General features: G+C 42.2%; 18 protein-coding genes. 11 read left to right on the forward strand and 7 right to left on the reverse strand.

Going from position 1 to position 15,569, the window contains the following annotated elements:
- Nucleotides 1–62 precede the first annotated feature (62 nt).
- Together serA and OSCIL6407_RS35355 are read right to left on the reverse strand one after the other, a co-directional pair.
- Nucleotides 63–1,646 (reverse strand): phosphoglycerate dehydrogenase, encoded by a 1,584-nt coding sequence (serA, locus tag OSCIL6407_RS0113250; protein ID WP_007355592.1) that lies wholly within the window; start codon nucleotides 1,644–1,646, stop codon nucleotides 63–65.
- 172 nt (nucleotides 1,647–1,818) lie between these two features.
- A complete protein-coding gene (locus tag OSCIL6407_RS35355; protein WP_155523395.1) occupies nucleotides 1,819–1,992 on the reverse strand; it encodes a hypothetical protein in 174 nt (57 codons plus the stop codon).
- Between the two features lie 206 nt (nucleotides 1,993–2,198).
- Between OSCIL6407_RS35355 and OSCIL6407_RS0113255 the strand changes: the two genes are divergently transcribed.
- The 3 genes from OSCIL6407_RS0113255 to OSCIL6407_RS0113265 all read left to right on the forward strand — a co-directional run bounded on the left by OSCIL6407_RS0113255 (nucleotide 2,199) and on the right by OSCIL6407_RS0113265 (nucleotide 4,143).
- Nucleotides 2,199–2,711, forward strand: coding sequence for a hypothetical protein (locus OSCIL6407_RS0113255; RefSeq protein ID WP_007355593.1), 513 nt, complete (start codon nucleotides 2,199–2,201; stop codon nucleotides 2,709–2,711).
- A 38-nt stretch (nucleotides 2,712–2,749) separates the two neighbouring features.
- Nucleotides 2,750–3,244: a GNAT family N-acetyltransferase gene (locus tag OSCIL6407_RS30665; RefSeq protein ID WP_019487317.1), complete on the forward strand. Its 495-nt coding sequence runs from the start codon at nucleotides 2,750–2,752 to the stop codon at nucleotides 3,242–3,244.
- Between the two features lie 119 nt (nucleotides 3,245–3,363).
- Nucleotides 3,364–4,143, forward strand: coding sequence for a photosystem II S4 domain protein (locus tag OSCIL6407_RS0113265; protein ID WP_007355595.1), 780 nt, complete (start codon nucleotides 3,364–3,366; stop codon nucleotides 4,141–4,143).
- 151 nt (nucleotides 4,144–4,294) lie between these two features.
- Here the strand turns inward: OSCIL6407_RS0113265 and OSCIL6407_RS0113270 are convergent, their stop codons facing one another.
- Both OSCIL6407_RS0113270 and OSCIL6407_RS0113275 read right to left on the reverse strand, forming a co-directional pair.
- Nucleotides 4,295–5,074 carry an anti-sigma factor gene (locus OSCIL6407_RS0113270; protein WP_007355596.1) on the reverse strand — a complete coding sequence of 260 codons (780 nt, stop codon included), beginning with the start codon at nucleotides 5,072–5,074 and terminating at the stop codon, nucleotides 4,295–4,297.
- An 8-nt stretch (nucleotides 5,075–5,082) separates the two neighbouring features.
- Nucleotides 5,083–5,673: a sigma-70 family RNA polymerase sigma factor gene (locus OSCIL6407_RS0113275; protein WP_007355597.1), complete on the reverse strand. Its 591-nt coding sequence runs from the start codon at nucleotides 5,671–5,673 to the stop codon at nucleotides 5,083–5,085.
- A gap of 274 nt (nucleotides 5,674–5,947) precedes the next feature.
- Here OSCIL6407_RS0113275 and OSCIL6407_RS35360 point away from each other — a divergent pair, with 274 nt between their 5' ends.
- Complete coding sequence (locus OSCIL6407_RS35360) at nucleotides 5,948–6,238, forward strand: hypothetical protein (RefSeq protein ID WP_007355598.1); 291 nt, start codon at nucleotides 5,948–5,950, stop codon at nucleotides 6,236–6,238.
- Between the two features lie 78 nt (nucleotides 6,239–6,316).
- Here OSCIL6407_RS35360 and OSCIL6407_RS0113285 read toward each other — a convergent pair whose 3' ends face one another.
- The gene (locus OSCIL6407_RS0113285) at nucleotides 6,317–7,009 is read right to left on the reverse strand and encodes a cytochrome c biogenesis CcdA family protein (RefSeq protein ID WP_007355599.1); all 693 of its coding nucleotides are present in this window, start codon (nucleotides 7,007–7,009) and stop codon (nucleotides 6,317–6,319) included.
- Between the two features lie 4 nt (nucleotides 7,010–7,013).
- The gene (locus OSCIL6407_RS0113290; RefSeq protein WP_007355600.1) at nucleotides 7,014–7,646 is read right to left on the reverse strand and encodes a thioredoxin family protein; all 633 of its coding nucleotides are present in this window, start codon (nucleotides 7,644–7,646) and stop codon (nucleotides 7,014–7,016) included.
- 407 nt (nucleotides 7,647–8,053) lie between these two features.
- Between OSCIL6407_RS0113290 and OSCIL6407_RS0113295 the strand changes: the two genes are divergently transcribed.
- From OSCIL6407_RS0113295 to OSCIL6407_RS0113315, 5 genes are all read left to right on the forward strand, one after another.
- A complete protein-coding gene (locus tag OSCIL6407_RS0113295) occupies nucleotides 8,054–8,659 on the forward strand; it encodes a cytochrome b/b6 domain-containing protein (RefSeq protein WP_007355601.1) in 606 nt (201 codons plus the stop codon).
- Between the two features lie 10 nt (nucleotides 8,660–8,669).
- The gene (locus OSCIL6407_RS0113300) at nucleotides 8,670–9,386 is read left to right on the forward strand and encodes a molybdopterin-dependent oxidoreductase (RefSeq protein WP_007355602.1); all 717 of its coding nucleotides are present in this window, start codon (nucleotides 8,670–8,672) and stop codon (nucleotides 9,384–9,386) included.
- A gap of 67 nt (nucleotides 9,387–9,453) precedes the next feature.
- Nucleotides 9,454–9,948 carry a peptide-methionine (R)-S-oxide reductase MsrB gene (gene msrB, locus OSCIL6407_RS0113305; RefSeq protein WP_007355603.1) on the forward strand — a complete coding sequence of 165 codons (495 nt, stop codon included), beginning with the start codon at nucleotides 9,454–9,456 and terminating at the stop codon, nucleotides 9,946–9,948.
- Nucleotides 9,949–10,335: 387 nt separating this feature from the next.
- Nucleotides 10,336–10,905 carry a DUF3747 domain-containing protein gene (locus tag OSCIL6407_RS0113310; RefSeq protein WP_007355604.1) on the forward strand — a complete coding sequence of 190 codons (570 nt, stop codon included), beginning with the start codon at nucleotides 10,336–10,338 and terminating at the stop codon, nucleotides 10,903–10,905.
- A gap of 235 nt (nucleotides 10,906–11,140) precedes the next feature.
- A complete protein-coding gene (locus OSCIL6407_RS0113315; RefSeq protein WP_007355605.1) occupies nucleotides 11,141–11,911 on the forward strand; it encodes a glucosamine-6-phosphate deaminase in 771 nt (256 codons plus the stop codon).
- Nucleotides 11,912–11,953: 42 nt separating this feature from the next.
- Here OSCIL6407_RS0113315 and OSCIL6407_RS37795 read toward each other — a convergent pair whose 3' ends face one another.
- The gene (locus OSCIL6407_RS37795) at nucleotides 11,954–12,085 is read right to left on the reverse strand and encodes a hypothetical protein (RefSeq protein WP_007355606.1); all 132 of its coding nucleotides are present in this window, start codon (nucleotides 12,083–12,085) and stop codon (nucleotides 11,954–11,956) included.
- 146 nt (nucleotides 12,086–12,231) lie between these two features.
- Between OSCIL6407_RS37795 and OSCIL6407_RS0113320 the strand changes: the two genes are divergently transcribed.
- A complete protein-coding gene (locus OSCIL6407_RS0113320; RefSeq protein ID WP_007355607.1) occupies nucleotides 12,232–12,519 on the forward strand; it encodes a hypothetical protein in 288 nt (95 codons plus the stop codon).
- Between the two features lie 214 nt (nucleotides 12,520–12,733).
- Nucleotides 12,734–15,475: a CHAT domain-containing protein gene (locus tag OSCIL6407_RS0113330; protein WP_324603711.1), complete on the forward strand. Its 2,742-nt coding sequence runs from the start codon at nucleotides 12,734–12,736 to the stop codon at nucleotides 15,473–15,475.
- The last annotated feature ends 94 nt before the right edge of the window (nucleotides 15,476–15,569 follow it).

The raw sequence follows: 15,569 nt of genomic DNA on the forward strand, positions 1-15,569 counted from the left end.
AAAATTAAAAATTAAAAATTGGGATGCTGCATTTTTAATTTTTAATTTTTAACTTTTTATTGCTAAAGAGTTACCGTGTAAGCATCTCGAATACCTGCAAGTTTGATAATCTCGGCCAATATTCCTTCTGGCAGAGGGTCATCAAGGCTCAGTACCATTACTGCATCTCCGCGCACGATTCTGCGACCTACTTGCATACTGGCAATATTGACATTAAAACTGCCCAATAGGGAACCAAGTTTGCCAATAATTCCTGGCATATCGCGGTGCAAGGTAAATAACATATGGCGACTCGGAGAAACGTTCACGGGGAATTCATCGACGCTGGTGATCCGAATTTCATCTTCACCGAGTACGGCCCCAGTGACGGTGTGCTCGCCAAGAGTTCCTTTAGCTTCTAATCGCAAAGAGCCTGCGTAGTCGCGGACGGAGGCATCTCGTGTCTCGATTACGCGAATGCCGCGCTCTTTGGCTTCGATGCTGGCATTGACGTAGTTTACTCGTTCGCGCAGTGCTTGAGATAGGAGGCCTTTAAGGGCGGCCACGACTACTGGCTGACTTTGATTGTTGGCAAGTTCTCCTTGGAGAAGAACATTCAGGTAATCGACTCGTCCTCCCGCTAGTTGACTGACCAAATTGCCCAGGGTTTCGGCTAATTGCAAGTAAGGTCTGAGCTTTTCGATCGCATCCGGGTAGATGCCAGGAATATTCACCGCAGACCGGGCTGGCAGGCCCAGGAGCACGTCTCGAATTTGTTCGGCGACATCGATCGCGACATTCACCTGAGCTTCCGCTGTCGAGGCTCCTAAGTGGGGTGTGAGGATGGCTTTTTGACCGAGCGATCGCAGTGGAGAATCAGCTTGTAGAGGTTCGTTTTCGTAAACATCTAAAGCTGCACCCGCAATTTGACCCTCTTCTAAGGCTTTTGCTAGGGCTGTTTCGTCGATGATACCGCCTCTGGCACAATTGATAATCCGGGCGGTGGGCTTCATCTTCTCCAAGACTTCAGCGTTAATCAGGTGATAAGTTTCTGGAGTTTTGGGAATGTGCAGCGTGATGTAGTCGGATTCACGCATGAGCAATTCTAACTCTACCAATCTACAGCCAATCTGTTCGGCGCGTTCGGTGGAGATGAAGGGGTCATAAGCTAGCAATTTCATCCCCATCGCTTTGGCGGCGGCGGCGACATGAGAACCAATTTTGCCTAAACCGACGATACCGAGAGTTTTTTTGTAAACTTCAACGCCCATAAAGCGATTGCGTTCCCACTTGCCGTTTTTCACGGAGTTATCGGCATCGGGGATGTAGCGGGAGATGGCTAACATCATGGCGATCGCGTGTTCGGCGGCCGCGATCGTGTTACCTTCTGGGGAATTGACAACTACGATACCTTTGCGAGTAGCGGCGGGTACGTCTACATTATCGACCCCCACGCCAGCCCGACCGATGATTTTAAGCTGATTGGCTGCTTCAATTATTTCTTTAGTAACTTGAGTGCCGGAACGGATCATCAGAGCGTCATACTCTGGGATAATTCGCACCAGTTCCTCTAGTGGTAAACCAGTTTTTACATCAACTTGAGCAACTTGGGACAGAATATCAAGTCCAGCAGCATCAATGGGATCGGAGACAAGAACCTTTGGCATAGCAGGTGGGGCAAAGTAAACAAAGCTTTCCGCAGTATGCAATTGTATCTGTATCAGGGGTCTATGTACTGTCTTTTGCTGGAAAGATTTTAGCTTTTCCTTGAAAAATCCATTTAAAATCCCTCAAGTCCTTACCTAGTAAGTCTTTTATCGCTATAATTCATCATGGGACTTACGCAAAAGTATCTCTAACGCCGCCCTCTGGATGGTAAAGATACCGCCCAGAGAGCGGCATTACGTGGTGCTTTTGCGTAATTTCTGTTTTCCTTCGGGCCTGTTTTCCTTCGGGTCTGTTTTCCTTCGGGGCGAGTGCTGGCGGTGCTGCTGAATGTGATAGTGTCATCATTTATGGGATCTAGTGCGATCGCGCACTATCAAAGCAGTCGGACATGAGTTAAACGTAGGCTACACAATAGCCTCAAACATATATAGTGGCTTACAGGCTGTTTGTGGCGATCGCCCACCCGACAAGTTATAGCAGTTAACAGTTAACAGTTAACAGTTAACAAATAACAAATAACAACTAACCACTAACTACTAACAATTTGAGTTATGTATTATCTAGTTGCCATACTCCCCGACCGAATTCAAGCCGAAGCTGCTTATTCTGCCCTCGAAAAAGAAGGCTTGCCCATGAAGCAAATTAGCATCTTAGGCAGAGGCTATAAAAGCGCTGATGAATATGGCTTAATTGACCCCAAAGAACAAGCTATCAAACAAGCTAAATTCATGGCAATTTGGCTTGTACCCTTTGGATTTTTTGCCGGATTTTGTTTTAGCTTGATTACTGGCTTAAAGACTTTTGCCTTTGCCGGTGAACTTGGCGATCACATCATCGGCGGTATTTTAGGAGCTCTTTCTGGAGTATTGGGAAGTATTTTTGTTGGAGGCGGTGTTGGTTTAATATCTGGCGACGCTTTACCTTTTCGCAATCGCTTAAATGCAGGCAAATATCTAGTAGTTGTTAACGGCAATGAAACTCTCACACGCCAAGCTACACCTATTCTCCGGCAATTCGATCCTGAAAATATGCAGAGTTACTCCGATCCTAATATCTTTAGTTAATTGGAATCCTCCAAAAATATTATGAGGAGCATACTTTGGTGAAAATCCAAACAGAACGTCTAGAACTTATTCCTTATTCACTGGAAGTTGCAGAAGCCGCAATCGCTGACAAATCTCAGATAGAAAAGCTCTTAAATGTCAAGATTCCTAGCGATTGGCCTTGGTCAGAGGTAGAAGAAGTTTTACCCTTTTTTGCTCAGTTAGCTGCCGATCCGTTACAGTTAGGTTGGGGCGCTTGGTTAATGATTCATAGTAGAGAAAATACTATTATTGGCGATTTAGGCTTTGGTGGCAAAAATGAGCAGGGAATAGTTGAAATGGGTTACAATGTTCTGCCTGCTTATCAAAACCAAGGTTACGGTTTTGAAGCGATACAAGCACTGGTTAATTGGGCATTAACTCAAACGAATTTACATAAAATTCTCGCTACTTGCCCTCAAGACCATTTAGCATCAAAACGGATTTTAGAAAAAGTGGGAATGCAATTAAAAAGTTGTGAAGAAGGCTTATTAAAATGGGAAATTACGCTATAATATACTTTTAAGAATTACGCAAAACTGTTTGTAACGCCGCCTCTGGGCGGTATCTTTACAGCAACCAAGGGCGGCGTTACATAAAATGAAAGCAAGCTACCTTAATCTAAAATCAGAAGATGTTACCAAGAGAAGAACTGTTAAAAGGAATTGAAAATCGTGAGTGTGTGGCCCGTGCGATCGACCAAGCTGAGCAAGCACTCAAAACTTGGGAAATTAGCCTGACTGATTTTCTTTCTCCCCCTGAGTTAGCGGAGACACAAAAGGTATTTAGTCGATTAACAGAAGTACAACTAATTGCTTGGGGAGGCTATCCACAGGCGGAACGTCAAAGACTTGCGATCGCGCGTTCTGAACTTCCTTTAGACAATTCTAGCGTAAGTGTTGCAGCCTTAGAAATAGCTGGTAATTTCCTCTTTGATACCGCATCTCACCGCGACTTTTTAGGATCTATCTTGGGTTCTGGAATTGTCCGAGAAAAGACTGGCGATATCATAGTTTTAGGGGAAAGGGGATCACAAGCAATAGTTGTGCCAGAACTGGTAGAATATTTAGAGATGCACTTAAAGCAAGTTCGTTCTGTTCCCGTACAAATTCAGCGGATAGAGTTGAGCGAACTGAAGATTAAGGAACCTAAAAAGAAGGAATTAACAACAGTAGAAGCATCAATGAGATTGGATGCGATCGCATCTGCTGGATTCGGGATGTCTCGTAGCAAAATGGTTGATTTAATTGAAGGTGGAGATGTGCGAGTTAACTGGAAAGATATCGCCCAATCTAGCCATATTATTAAGTCTGGAGATTTAGTTGCTATTCGTGGTAAAGGGCGATTAGAAATTGGGGAAGTTATGGTTACGAAAAAAGATCGTTATCGCATACAGTTAACTCGATACATTTAAGAAGAAGGGACTAGGGAAAGAGGAGGAGATGGGGGAGATGGGGAGGATGGTAATTACCAATTACCAATCACCAATTACCAACTAACAACTAACAACTAACAACTAACAATTAGCGATTACCAATTACCAATTACCAATCACCAATTACCAATTATAAACTCCCCGTCATCACCATAGGCCCAGCCGGATTTTTAAGTAAAGGCGATGCTTCAACAGTCACAACTAATGTAGTTACTTCCCCATTAGTAGGCAGAGAAAGCTTGACAAAAACAGTGCCTTTTTCATTAGTATTAAACTGCTCCCAAGCCACTGTTTCCTCATTAATAACCGACCATAATTGATAAAATTGACCCTTGGGTAAAACCGGAAGATTCTTTAAAATTAAAACAGCTTTAGGTTCTCCGGGTGTAACAACAATACTACCAGAAGCAGCAGAGGCTTGAGCCATACCTTTAAGAGAAACTAGATGAGTATTCGGTTGTTGCAACATCGCAATCACATCTTTTTGTCGCACAACCTGAGCCTCAAGCGTCGTTATTTGTTGTCTGAGTCGGTAGTTATCTAAACCAATAGCTAAAGCTAATAGTGCTGCTACGCTACCAATAATAGGACTCCATCTTAGAGAAAATAGTTTTAGTTTTTCCCGAAGCAATGGGTGAGGATTTGCTGCAACAATCTTGTTTGGGAATGCAACAGTAGTTGTTGCAGCAGCTTCTAAAATAGAGTCATAAAGATGTGATGGCGGTGCGATATCAGGTAAAGCATAAGGCATGACTTCTAAAACTTCCTGTAAACTAGCTACCTCTGTAGCTAATTCAGGATTTTCTTTCAGCACTCGGCTTAATTCCTCAGCTTCTTCAGAGCTAAGGTTGCCAAGTACATAACCTGCCATCAATTCTTCTAAAGGTTCAGGAAATAAAGGCTCTGTCATAGGTGTAACTAGCCAATTAAATTTTGTAAGTTTTTTCTTAAATTCAATAAACCTTGGCGAGACCAAGTTTTAATTGTTCCCAGTGGTATACTAAGTTTGGCGGCGATTTCCGATTGACTCAAGCCATCGTAATAAGCCATTTCTAACACCTGCCGTTGTTTTTCGGGAAGTTGAGCTAAGGCATCGCGAACATAGTGCGAACGGTCACTTAAAGAAGCTGATTCAAAAGGTGTAAGAGGTGGAATTTCAGTAGCCATCATCTGACTCCATCGCTGGAGAAATTTCAACTTAGTGCTGCGGGAACGAAGTTTATCAATTGCTCGCGAACGAGTCAGAGTTGTCAAAAAGCTGCTCAAAGAGCCACGATTAGGATTGTAAGTTCTCTTTTGCCAGAGATTGATAAAAATCTCTTGGGTTAAGTCTTCTGCTTCTTGAGGGTTTGTCAAGATTCTCAGGGCCAATCTGTAGACTAAGCTGCCATAGCGGTTATACAAAATACCCAAGGCAGATGCTTGACCAACACTTATTAACTGAAATAACTCAGCGTCAGTCTGTTTGTCAGGGTCATCCACGCTTGTTTCGGCAGGGTTCAAATCCATAGGTTTTTCGTAGAACAGACCTAAACTGATAATTCTAAGTTGATTTCGATGGTGGTAGCAAGGGCATCTCCAGAAAGAACCAGACTCCATCTTCTTAAATACGACCCACAGAACTGCTTGGATGTAGGGAAGTTGGGTCACTTAACCTGAGTGAAAAAAAATATTTGAGGTTGACAATCCAATCTCAGGAGTCATCCGTACTACAATAGAACGCACTGTTAGCGATTACCTGCTAACTTGTAGAATTAATATTTCTCAGACTTGGAAGAAAAATATGAACCGGAAAGTGCTTTGTTTAGTTGTTGGTTTGACCTTAACGGCTAGTCTATATAGCTGTTCTTCTAGTCCTAACACTGAAAATCAGGTGGCTCCTAGTGCTTCGCCTGCTTCCATGAAAAGTCCTGACGCGATGAAGAGTCCCGATGCGATGAAGAGTCCTGATGCGATGAAAAGTCCCGATGCGATGAAAAGTCCCGATGCGATGAAAAGTCCCGATGCGATGAAAAGTCCCGATGCGATGAAAAGTCCCGATGCGATGAAGAGTCCCGATGCGATGAAGAAATAGTATTTGTGGGGCGGGCGCTGCGGCAAACTTGATCTTGAGGATAATCAAAATTATAGATTACGCCAGCGCCCCTCTTCCTTAAAGTGGTAAAGTTGGGAAAAATGGAGCTAACCAAAGTTGGATCTTGACATCCCAACCTAAAATAATCGCGATCGCACTGAGTACAACAATTACTCCGCCAATTCTCTGTAAGGCTGCACTATGGGGGCGCAAGCGTAATAAGTTCTGGCTGAAATACCGCCCTCCATAGGCGATCGCTAGCAGCGGTAATCCCGCCCCCAAACCGTACAAAACTAATAAAACAAAGGTAGTTGTAGGCTGAGGGTTGACAACAGCTATAACCAAAATACTCGCCAGAACTGGGCCCGCGCAAGGTGTCCACAGCAAACCGAGTTGAGTTCCCAGCCAAAATTCACCCATTAACCCCACCCGTACAGGTTCTTTCAGCCAACGTTGAAAGTGTAAGTATTTAAACACTAATTGGTAAATCTGGGGAAAAATGGTACTTACCCCAGCCATCAGCAGAAATGCAATTGCTCCATTGCGGAGAACGCTAGCAAGGCTAACAAACCAAGTTGATGTTACTCCCAATAAACTCCCAATTGCTGCAAAACCAGTAATTAATCCTAATACCAAAGCAACGGGGCCATAGCGATGAGATTGAAGGCTTCGCCCTAATAATAGAGGTAAAATTGGCAAAATACAAGGCGAGAGGATAGTTAGAAATCCCGCTAGCAAAGCTACACCAGTCGAAGGGAGTGAAGTTGCCATTTAACTACCCTAATAACTGGCGAATTGTCTGTTCTGTTTCGTCATAAGCTCCTTCCCCAATATGATTATAGCGCCGAATGCCTTGTCGATCTGCTAAAAATAAATGAGGCCAGTATTCATTCTTGTAAGCAAGCCAAGTTTTAAACTCGTTATCCAAAGGTACTGGATAAGTAATTTGATATTCCTTCAAAGCTTTTTTGACATTATTTACATCGCGCTCAAATGGAAATTCAGGAGTATGTATGCCGATAATTTTTAATCCTCGCTCGGCATATTGGCGATGCCAACGAGTAATGTAGGGTAGAGTACGCTGGCAATTAATGCAGGCGAATGTCCAAAATTGTACCAACACCACGCTACCTTTGAGATCGGATATTTTCAGCGGTGGAGAATTGAGCCACTGGCTAATACCCTGAAACTCTGGTAAAATCTGTCCTACCTGTGAAGTAATAGCTCGCTCTGTGGTAGGGGAAATATCGCTTTTAGGAGGAGTAAGTATTGGAATATTTGTAGAGCTAGAGGTTGGGGTAGCAGTTGACATCATCTCTTTCTTGAGACCAAAACTGATAGCAGTTCCACCAACTCCTAGCCCTAAATACCATAGTAATTTACGCCGCCCCGGCCCGCGATTGTTCATAAGGTAATTTTCCTTCCTTAATTTACTTTAGATACGGATATGACCGAAAATTGGATGTTTTCTGCAAATATAAAAAATTTTAAATCCAAAATAGAGTCAGCCTCGTATTAAATAAAAGCCTACCAATGAGTTATCAGTTTGTATCGGAAGTTACAAATAGCAGTCTCATAGTATAGCAACAGACAAGAATGTTAGGATAAATTCCGTAACGCCGCCCAGAGGGCGACGTTACGTAAGTTCTCAAAACAATAAAGTTGTCCTAACCTAATTACCTTGACATTGGCTATAACATGAAAACTTGTATGGCAGTCAAAATTGTTAGCAATTAGCAATTAGCAATTAGCAAATTAACCTGCTACCAGACAAATGAAATGTTTATACCCTTCCTATTTAGCTAAATACTTACTATGGATTCATCTGTCCCTTCTAAAACATCTCGACCTCGACTACCAAACCAGGCAGCTTTAGCAAAGTTATTTCACTGGCTAAATATCATTAGTTTAGTAATGATGATTGGTAGTGGATTGCAAATTTACAATGCTAATCCTGTTTTTGGTGGGCGCGGAGGATGGCAATTTCCATCTATATTTTTGTTAGGTGGTTGGCTCGGTGCTGGTAGACATTGGCATTTCGCCGCCATGTGGTTATTCACACTTAATCTTTTTTGGTATGGTCTTTATATTTTCATTAGCCGCCGCTGGCAGCATCGTTTTCTCGGCTATAATGACCTCAAGGCTTTACAGAAGTCTCAAAACGTTAAGCGCAAAAATTATTCATGGCATCGCCTAGCTTATACAGCAATTATTCCGGTTTTACTGCTAGCAGTATTTAGTGGAGTGGGAATGTATAAACCTGCTCAATTCCACTGGATTGTTGATTTATTTGGCAGTTGGCAGGCGCTGAGAATAGTACACTTTATATCAGTTCCTACTGTCATTATTTTTTCACTCGTTCACTCTTGGCTAGGCCTCAAGGTTGGGGGTTTTCGCCTAATTAAGTCAATTTTTTGGTAGAGGTTTACTCATGTTTCCAAATTCTCATAAGTCATGGCAACGCCGCCAAGTTCTGCAATTATCGGGACTCTCTGGTATCGGTTTAATTTTGGGCGGTTGTGGATTAGTTCGCACTGATAATATCATTGGCAAAAGTTTTGAACCTTTGAACGAAAGTGTAGAAAGTTTGTTGTTTAATCCTCAAAAACTGGTACCGGAATTTCCAGCTAGTGCCATCGAACCTGATGCCTTAATTATCAATACTTTTGATTCAACTCCAGAGCTTGACGTAAAATCTTTTCGCCTGATAATTGATGGTGAGGTAAATCGTCCTCTGAATTTAAGTCTAGAACAAATTAAAGTTATGCCTCTAACTGTCATGACAATTCGTCATGTTTGTGTGGAGGGTTGGGCCGCTATTGTGCAGTGGGGTGGGGTGCGGTTGCGGGATTTGGTTGCTCTTGCTCAACCAAAGGCAAATGCTCGCTACATTTACTTTAAATCTGCGGATGACTACTATGAAAGTTGGGATATTGCTTCAGCTTTGCATCCTCAAACTTTGATGGCTTATCAAAAGAATGGTAATCCTTTGAGTATTGAAAATGGCGCACCTTTACGCCTAGCATCGCCAATTAAGCTAGGTTATAAACAGAGTAAGTGGGTAACTAAAATTACGTTAGTTGGTGAATTACTCCCTGAAAAAGGTTACTGGGAAGATCGAGGTTATGAGTGGTTTGCAGGACTATAATAGTAACTTGCTTGTTTATGTTTACTCGATGAGATTGGTTGGTTAATTAGCGATTGGATGATGTATAATGAAGAAACGATTTTTTTTACAAGCAGGTTTAGGAGTGGTAGGTATGGCATGGTTATCTCGCTATTTACCTTGGACATCAAAAGTTATGGCATCTTCTAATGATGTTTTTGAAATTACTAAAACTGAAGAAGAGTGGCGTACAATCTTGACTCCTCAACAGTTCCAAGTGCTGCGCCAACACGGTACTGAACGCGCTCATACTAGCCCTCTCGACAAGGAATATGGGAAGGGAATATACGCCTGTGCTGGTTGTGATTTGCCACTTTTTTCATCGGAAACTAAATTTGATAGCGGTACGGGTTGGCCCAGCTTTTTTGACCCGATACCAGGGGCAATTGGCACATCTGTTGATAATTCCTTGTTTACAACTAGAATTGAAGTACATTGTCGTCGCTGTGGTGGGCATTTGGGTCACGTATTTGATGATGGGCCCAAGCCAACTGGTAAACGCTACTGTATGAATGGCGTGGCTCTCAAATTTATTGGTGGGTGATATTCTGCTACAAAGATTCGATTTTCGTAACGCCGCCGTCCCGGCGGTATTTTTACCGCCAAGATGGCGGCGTTACGCGATTGGTAGGTAAATCCTGTGGAATCAACCTGTTTACCTATCTTTTACTGCTGTACTAGAACCCTAAGATGTCAAGAAAACAGACAATTGGCTAACTGTAACAATGCTTAGGTCAGACTTTAGGGGAAATCCACCTCCGACACTCCCCATCAGAGTTAAGACACAGTAAAGCTTTTATCCATTTCTAGAATCCTATTGGCTGAGGCTGATTAAAAATCAAGCGAGACAGTTCAGGAACTAGAACGAATACGATACAAAATCTTAGGCGCTTTCTAAATAATGAGTTCATAACTCAAATACAGGCGCTCTATGAAAACCTCACTCAAACTTCAATTCGCTGCTCTTGCTGCTACTGCTATCGGCACAATTTCTGCAATAACTCCCGCGATTGCGGCCTTCACCTTTGGTCAAAAAGATGTTGACCAAACGAAATTTGTAGCCGCCGCAGTTCCATTCCGAGGCGGTACTACTCACCAATTAGTAATTCTAGAACAGGTCTCGAATAAACGCGCTTGCTGGAGTGAAAGCGGCAATCGTCCTGTTACTGTAAATCCCCTATTATTAAAGTTTAATTTCACAGGAATTTGTGGACGCGCTACTGATAGTAATGGCTACTCTATTCGGGTGGCTGGAACTGATTTAGGGATGCAATATAATCTTAATATTCAGCGCGTTAATGGAGAGATGGTACTGGTTGGTACTAATCGCCGCAATCCTTCTGCTGCACCGATGGTAATTGGTCGCACTCGCGGTGTTGCTAATGGTTTAACTAAGATTTCTCTGGAACCAGGCTGGCGCTTTGCTAAGCGGACTTATAATGGTAAGATGTTAGGGCATATTTATCTTACTAATAATAACATGGCGCTGGTAAATCGGTAATTGGTAATTGGTAATTGGTAATTGGTAATTGCATTTTCTTTTTGCCTTCTGCTATAATTAGCTTAAGGCTCTTGTCAGCAGTAGTCTAAAGAGCTAGAATAAAATTCTACTTTATCAATCTATAACAACTGCCAAGACAGTTAGGACACTCTAAATTGCTGAAACCATTGATTTTATTCCCTCTTCCCTAACCTCTAGCCCCTAGCCCCTAGTCCCTAATTATAGCATTACGCAATTGTTTACACCTAACAAAATCTTCACTGTAGATGCGCTGTCGGTTCGTCTCTACGAGACTGAGAAACAATTAGCAAACGACGCGGCACAAATTTCACAAACTTATTTACAGGAAACTCTGACTAAACAGGGGAGTGCTACTGTACTGCTTGCGACTGGTAATTCGCAAATTAAATTTTTGGAAGCTTTGATTGTTTTAGGCGGTATAGATTGGTCTAAAATCACTTTTTTCCATTTGGATGAGTATTTGGGAATTGATGCTAATCATCCTGCTAGCTTCCGGCGCTATATGCGCGAAAGGGTGGAAAGTCGAGTGCATCCTGGGGTATTTCACTACATCGAAGGAGACGCGGCTCAACCGCTAGAGGAGTGCGATCGCTATGCTAAACTTTTACAGGAACAGCCGATTGATTTGTGCTGTCTGGGTTTGGGCGAAAATGGGCATTTGGCTTTTAACGATCCGCCTGTGGCTGATTTTGGCGATCGCAGAAGTGTAAAATTAGTAAAACTAGATGTGGCCACTCGCCGACAACAGGTAAATCAGAGTCTTTTTTCCCATTTGGAAGCTGTGCCCCAGTATGCTTTTACAGTGACTTTACCATTGCTTGGCTCGGCTAAAAAAATTATTTGTCTCGCACCAGAAAAACGCAAGGCTCCTGCGGTTAAGGAGATGCTTTTGGGGTCAATTAGTGCTGCACTTCCCGCTTCATTTCTGCGAATGCAGGCTCAGGCAACTCTATTTTTAGATGTAGATTCAGCGAGTTTACTTTAAGAGTTAACATTAACAGCACTCACGCAGACCTCACAAAAAACCTCAAAAAGTCGGCTGTAAGTTAGCCTTTTTTAAGTGGTTCCCATTTTTTGAAAAGGTGAGGGGATCGAGATTACCGAATCGCGATCGCATCTCAACAGCCTCTATACCGCTGATTTGAGGCAGCGATCCCACCTGGGATTTACCCAGATATTGTTACATTTGTCAATAGGTTGTCAAGCTTAATCGATCATAACTTTTAGTGTCAAATTAAGATTACACTATCCTGATTGTTGTAAAATTATTAAAAAATTATTTAAAGTTGTTTGAGAAGTAAGCCAATGTTTGAAGAAAACTACAGGTTCCAGGTTTCGCCCTTACCTGCAAACAATCGCTGGAAGTGGCAAGTGCTCCTCCCGACAGGAGCCATCTTCACATCCAAAGAATACTACCCTACCTCGGATCAAGCTATCTGTGCGGGTCAGCATTGGATTGATGTAGAAACAGCATTTAATGCTCTGAACCGCTCTCTATCCCAAATTTGCGGTGAAGGTACGATTACTCAGAAGGAATATGCCAATTTGATGAGATCTTTTCTGAGGATTACCAAGCACTCTTGTGAGAAGTAATACCATAACCATAGATGCGGATTATTGGGGCGGGTTTAGCTAATAACTTTGCCATTCCGCAGCTCGATCCTGTAGGCAACCCACCCCAAAAACTGGAATATCCTAGAAAAGACTTTTGTACTCAACCCTTCTAAATCAGAAAAACTCTGATTTTTGAATCGCGATTGTATTTGCATTTATTTCAATGTGGGCTAGAATAGACCCACTATTTGCAGTGAGCGATAAAGTGAGAGCAAAAATCCTCTTGTTCTTAAAAGCTATTCAGAGTTGGACGAGTAAAACTCGCTACATCAGAAATTTTGTCTGCAATTCCCGACAAAATTTACTGTCATTCCTTTGGTTGGGATTCCTGGCTTTTTTGGTCGCGATTGTAGTTGTTCCTCTAACAGTGCAGTATCCCGAAAGCAGCATTGCTCAAGTTCCATCTTATTCTGTTTCCAATCTTATCGAAAAAGGTAGAATTCTTTATGAGGCGGGGCGGTTTTCTGAGGCAGCAGCGCTTTGGCAACAGTCCGCTCAAAATTATGATATAAAAAACGATCGCCTTAATCAATCTCTTAGTTTAAGCTATCTCTCTTTGGCATATCAAGAATTAGGGCTTTTGCCAGAAGCAGAAAAAGCCATCGCCTCTAGTCTCAAGCTAATTAATAACTCCTCAATCAATCATTCTTCCTCAGCTATTGTACTCGCCCAAGCATTAAATATCCAAGGGCGTTTGCAGTTAGCAGCCGGACAAACTGAAGCTGCCCTCGATACTTGGAAAAAAGCAGAAGCATCTTATACTAAAGCTGGAGATGAAACTGGAATTTTAGGCAGTCAAATTAACCAAGCCCAAGCCTTACAAACCTTGGGTCTTTATCGCCGTGCCAAGGCAACGTTAGAGCAAGCAAATCAAAAATTACAAGCTCAACCCAATTCTATACTAAAAGCTACAGGATTAAGGAGTTTAGGAGTTGCTCTTCAAGCAGTGGGAGACTTGCGTGAATCTCAGAAAATTTTAGAGCAAAGTTTGCTAATTTCTCAGCAGCTACAAACTGCAAATCCAGAGGCACCGGCTATGGAGAAAAGAGAACTTAGTGCCACGTTCTTAAGTTTAGGAAACACTGCCAGAGCTTTGCAAGATGCTAAAAGTGCTCTGAACTACTACCGACAGGCAGCTCAACTTTCTAGTTGTACTACTACTCAGAATAATTGCCAGAACAATCATACTAGCATACAAGCTTTACTCAACGAACTTAGCTTGAGTATAGAAACTGAAAACTTAGCCGATATTAACTCATTATTGCCGCAAATCCAAAATCAAATAACTAACCTGCCACCTAGTCGAGCTACAGTTTATGCTCTAGTTAATTATGCCCAAAGTTTGATTGTAATGGAGACACCAAAAAATCGAGCGAGCGGCGATAACTCTGTCGTTAAATCCGTTCCTATACCTGTTACTAAACAAGCAGCTCAAGTATTGGCTTCAGCTATTCAACAAGCGACAACACTGCAAGACTTAAAAGCAGAATCTTACGCTTTGGGAGAGCTAGGAAAACTCTATGAACAGTCCACCCAGTGGGAAGATGCTAGAAAATTAACTCAACAAGCTTTGATAATTGCTCAAGGAATTAGTGCTGATAATATAGCTGCTCGTTGGCAATGGCAGTTAGGGAGAATTCACAAACAGCAGCGAAATTTACCGATGGCAATTGCAGCTTATTCAGAAGCAGTAAAAACTCTCCAATCTCTTCGCACTGATTTAGTTACTATCAATCAGGACGTTCAGTTTTCTTTTCGTGAAAGTGTGGAACCAGTTTATAGAGAACTGGTAGAATTGCTATTAGATACTAATCCCAGTCAAGAAAATCTAAAGGAAGCTAGAAAATTAATTGAAGCATTGCAATTGGCAGAATTAGATAACTTTTTCCGCGAAGCTTGTTTAGATGTTAAACCCCAGCAAATTGATGAAGTAGATCCGCAAGCAGCGGTATTCTATCCGATTATTTTAGCAGACCGTTTAGCTGTAATTCTGTCTCTGCCAAAACAACCACTACGCTATTACGAAACTAAATTGCCTAAAAACAATTTAGAAACTACTTTAGATGAGATGTTGCAATCTTTAAATCCGGCTTTCTCAAGTCAGGAACGCTTGCGGCTTTCTGAACAAGTTTACAACTGGTTAATTCAGCGATCGGAAGCAGATTTAGTCAAATATAACATCAAAACTCTAGTATTTGTCCTCGATGGCATTCTTCGTAATTTGCCAATGGCTGCTCTTTATGATGGCAAACAATATCTAATCGAAAAATACAGTGTTGCTATTACTCCGGGTTTGCAGCTACTAGAAGCACGAGGCCTCGGTCAGAGAAAAATCAAGGCTTTAACGGGAGGATTAACTGATGCTCGTCAAGGATTTTCAGCCTTGCCAGCAGTGAAATCAGAAATCAATCAAATTAGCTTGGAAATTCCTTCTCAGGTGCTTTTAAATCAGGATTTTAGCGAGGTTAATTTGCAAAAGCAGATTCGTGAAAATTCTTTTCCTGTGATTCACTTAGCTACTCACGGTCAGTTTAGTTCTAATCCAGAAGAAACATTTATCCTGACTTGGAATGAGAAAATTAATGTCCGAGATTTTGAGAAGTTACTGAGTAGTTCAAGCGGACAAAATGGCTCTAGGAGAGTGGAATTGCTAGTTCTTAGTGCTTGCCAAACTGCTGCTGGTGATAGCAGGGCTGCTTTGGGATTGGCAGGGGTTGCGGTGCGTTCTGGTGCGAGTAGTACCCTGGCAACGCTTTGGTCTGTACGCGATGATTCTACGGCTACACTAATGGCGGAATTTTACCGAGAACTCGCTCAACCTAATATTACTAAAGCTGAAGCTCTCCGTCTTGGTCAGTTGGCTCTTTTAAACCAATCCCGTTACGAACATCCCTTTTATTGGGCTCCTTTTGTTCTGGTGGGAAATTGGCTGTAATTGGTAATTGGTAATTGGTAATGGGTAATGGCTAATGGCTAATGGCTAATGGCTAATGGCTAATTACCCATCTTCCTCATCTCCCCTTCTTCCT

It is taken from the genome of Kamptonema formosum PCC 6407, from assembly GCF_000332155.1.
GTDB classification, from domain to species: Bacteria; Cyanobacteriota; Cyanobacteriia; order Cyanobacteriales; family Microcoleaceae; genus Kamptonema; species Kamptonema formosum.

Excerpts from the sequence above, each read along its gene's own strand:
- serA (WP_007355592.1), bottom strand. The coding sequence starts at position 1,646 with ATGCCAAAGGTTCTTGTCTCCGATCCCATTGATGCTGCTGGACTTGAT.
- OSCIL6407_RS35355 (WP_155523395.1), bottom strand. The coding sequence starts at position 1,992 with ATGATGACACTATCACATTCAGCAGCACCGCCAGCACTCGCCCCGAAG.
- OSCIL6407_RS0113255 (WP_007355593.1), top strand. The coding sequence starts at position 2,199 with ATGTATTATCTAGTTGCCATACTCCCCGACCGAATTCAAGCCGAAGCT.
- OSCIL6407_RS0113265 (WP_007355595.1), top strand. The coding sequence starts at position 3,364 with ATGTTACCAAGAGAAGAACTGTTAAAAGGAATTGAAAATCGTGAGTGT.
- OSCIL6407_RS0113270 (WP_007355596.1), bottom strand. The coding sequence starts at position 5,074 with ATGACAGAGCCTTTATTTCCTGAACCTTTAGAAGAATTGATGGCAGGT.
- OSCIL6407_RS0113275 (WP_007355597.1), bottom strand. The coding sequence starts at position 5,673 with ATGGATTTGAACCCTGCCGAAACAAGCGTGGATGACCCTGACAAACAG.
- OSCIL6407_RS35360 (WP_007355598.1), top strand. The coding sequence starts at position 5,948 with ATGAACCGGAAAGTGCTTTGTTTAGTTGTTGGTTTGACCTTAACGGCT.
- OSCIL6407_RS0113285 (WP_007355599.1), bottom strand. The coding sequence starts at position 7,009 with ATGGCAACTTCACTCCCTTCGACTGGTGTAGCTTTGCTAGCGGGATTT.
- OSCIL6407_RS0113290 (WP_007355600.1), bottom strand. The coding sequence starts at position 7,646 with ATGAACAATCGCGGGCCGGGGCGGCGTAAATTACTATGGTATTTAGGG.
- OSCIL6407_RS0113295 (WP_007355601.1), top strand. The coding sequence starts at position 8,054 with ATGGATTCATCTGTCCCTTCTAAAACATCTCGACCTCGACTACCAAAC.
- OSCIL6407_RS0113300 (WP_007355602.1), top strand. The coding sequence starts at position 8,670 with ATGTTTCCAAATTCTCATAAGTCATGGCAACGCCGCCAAGTTCTGCAA.
- msrB (WP_007355603.1), top strand. The coding sequence starts at position 9,454 with ATGAAGAAACGATTTTTTTTACAAGCAGGTTTAGGAGTGGTAGGTATG.
- OSCIL6407_RS0113310 (WP_007355604.1), top strand. The coding sequence starts at position 10,336 with ATGAAAACCTCACTCAAACTTCAATTCGCTGCTCTTGCTGCTACTGCT.
- OSCIL6407_RS0113320 (WP_007355607.1), top strand. The coding sequence starts at position 12,232 with ATGTTTGAAGAAAACTACAGGTTCCAGGTTTCGCCCTTACCTGCAAAC.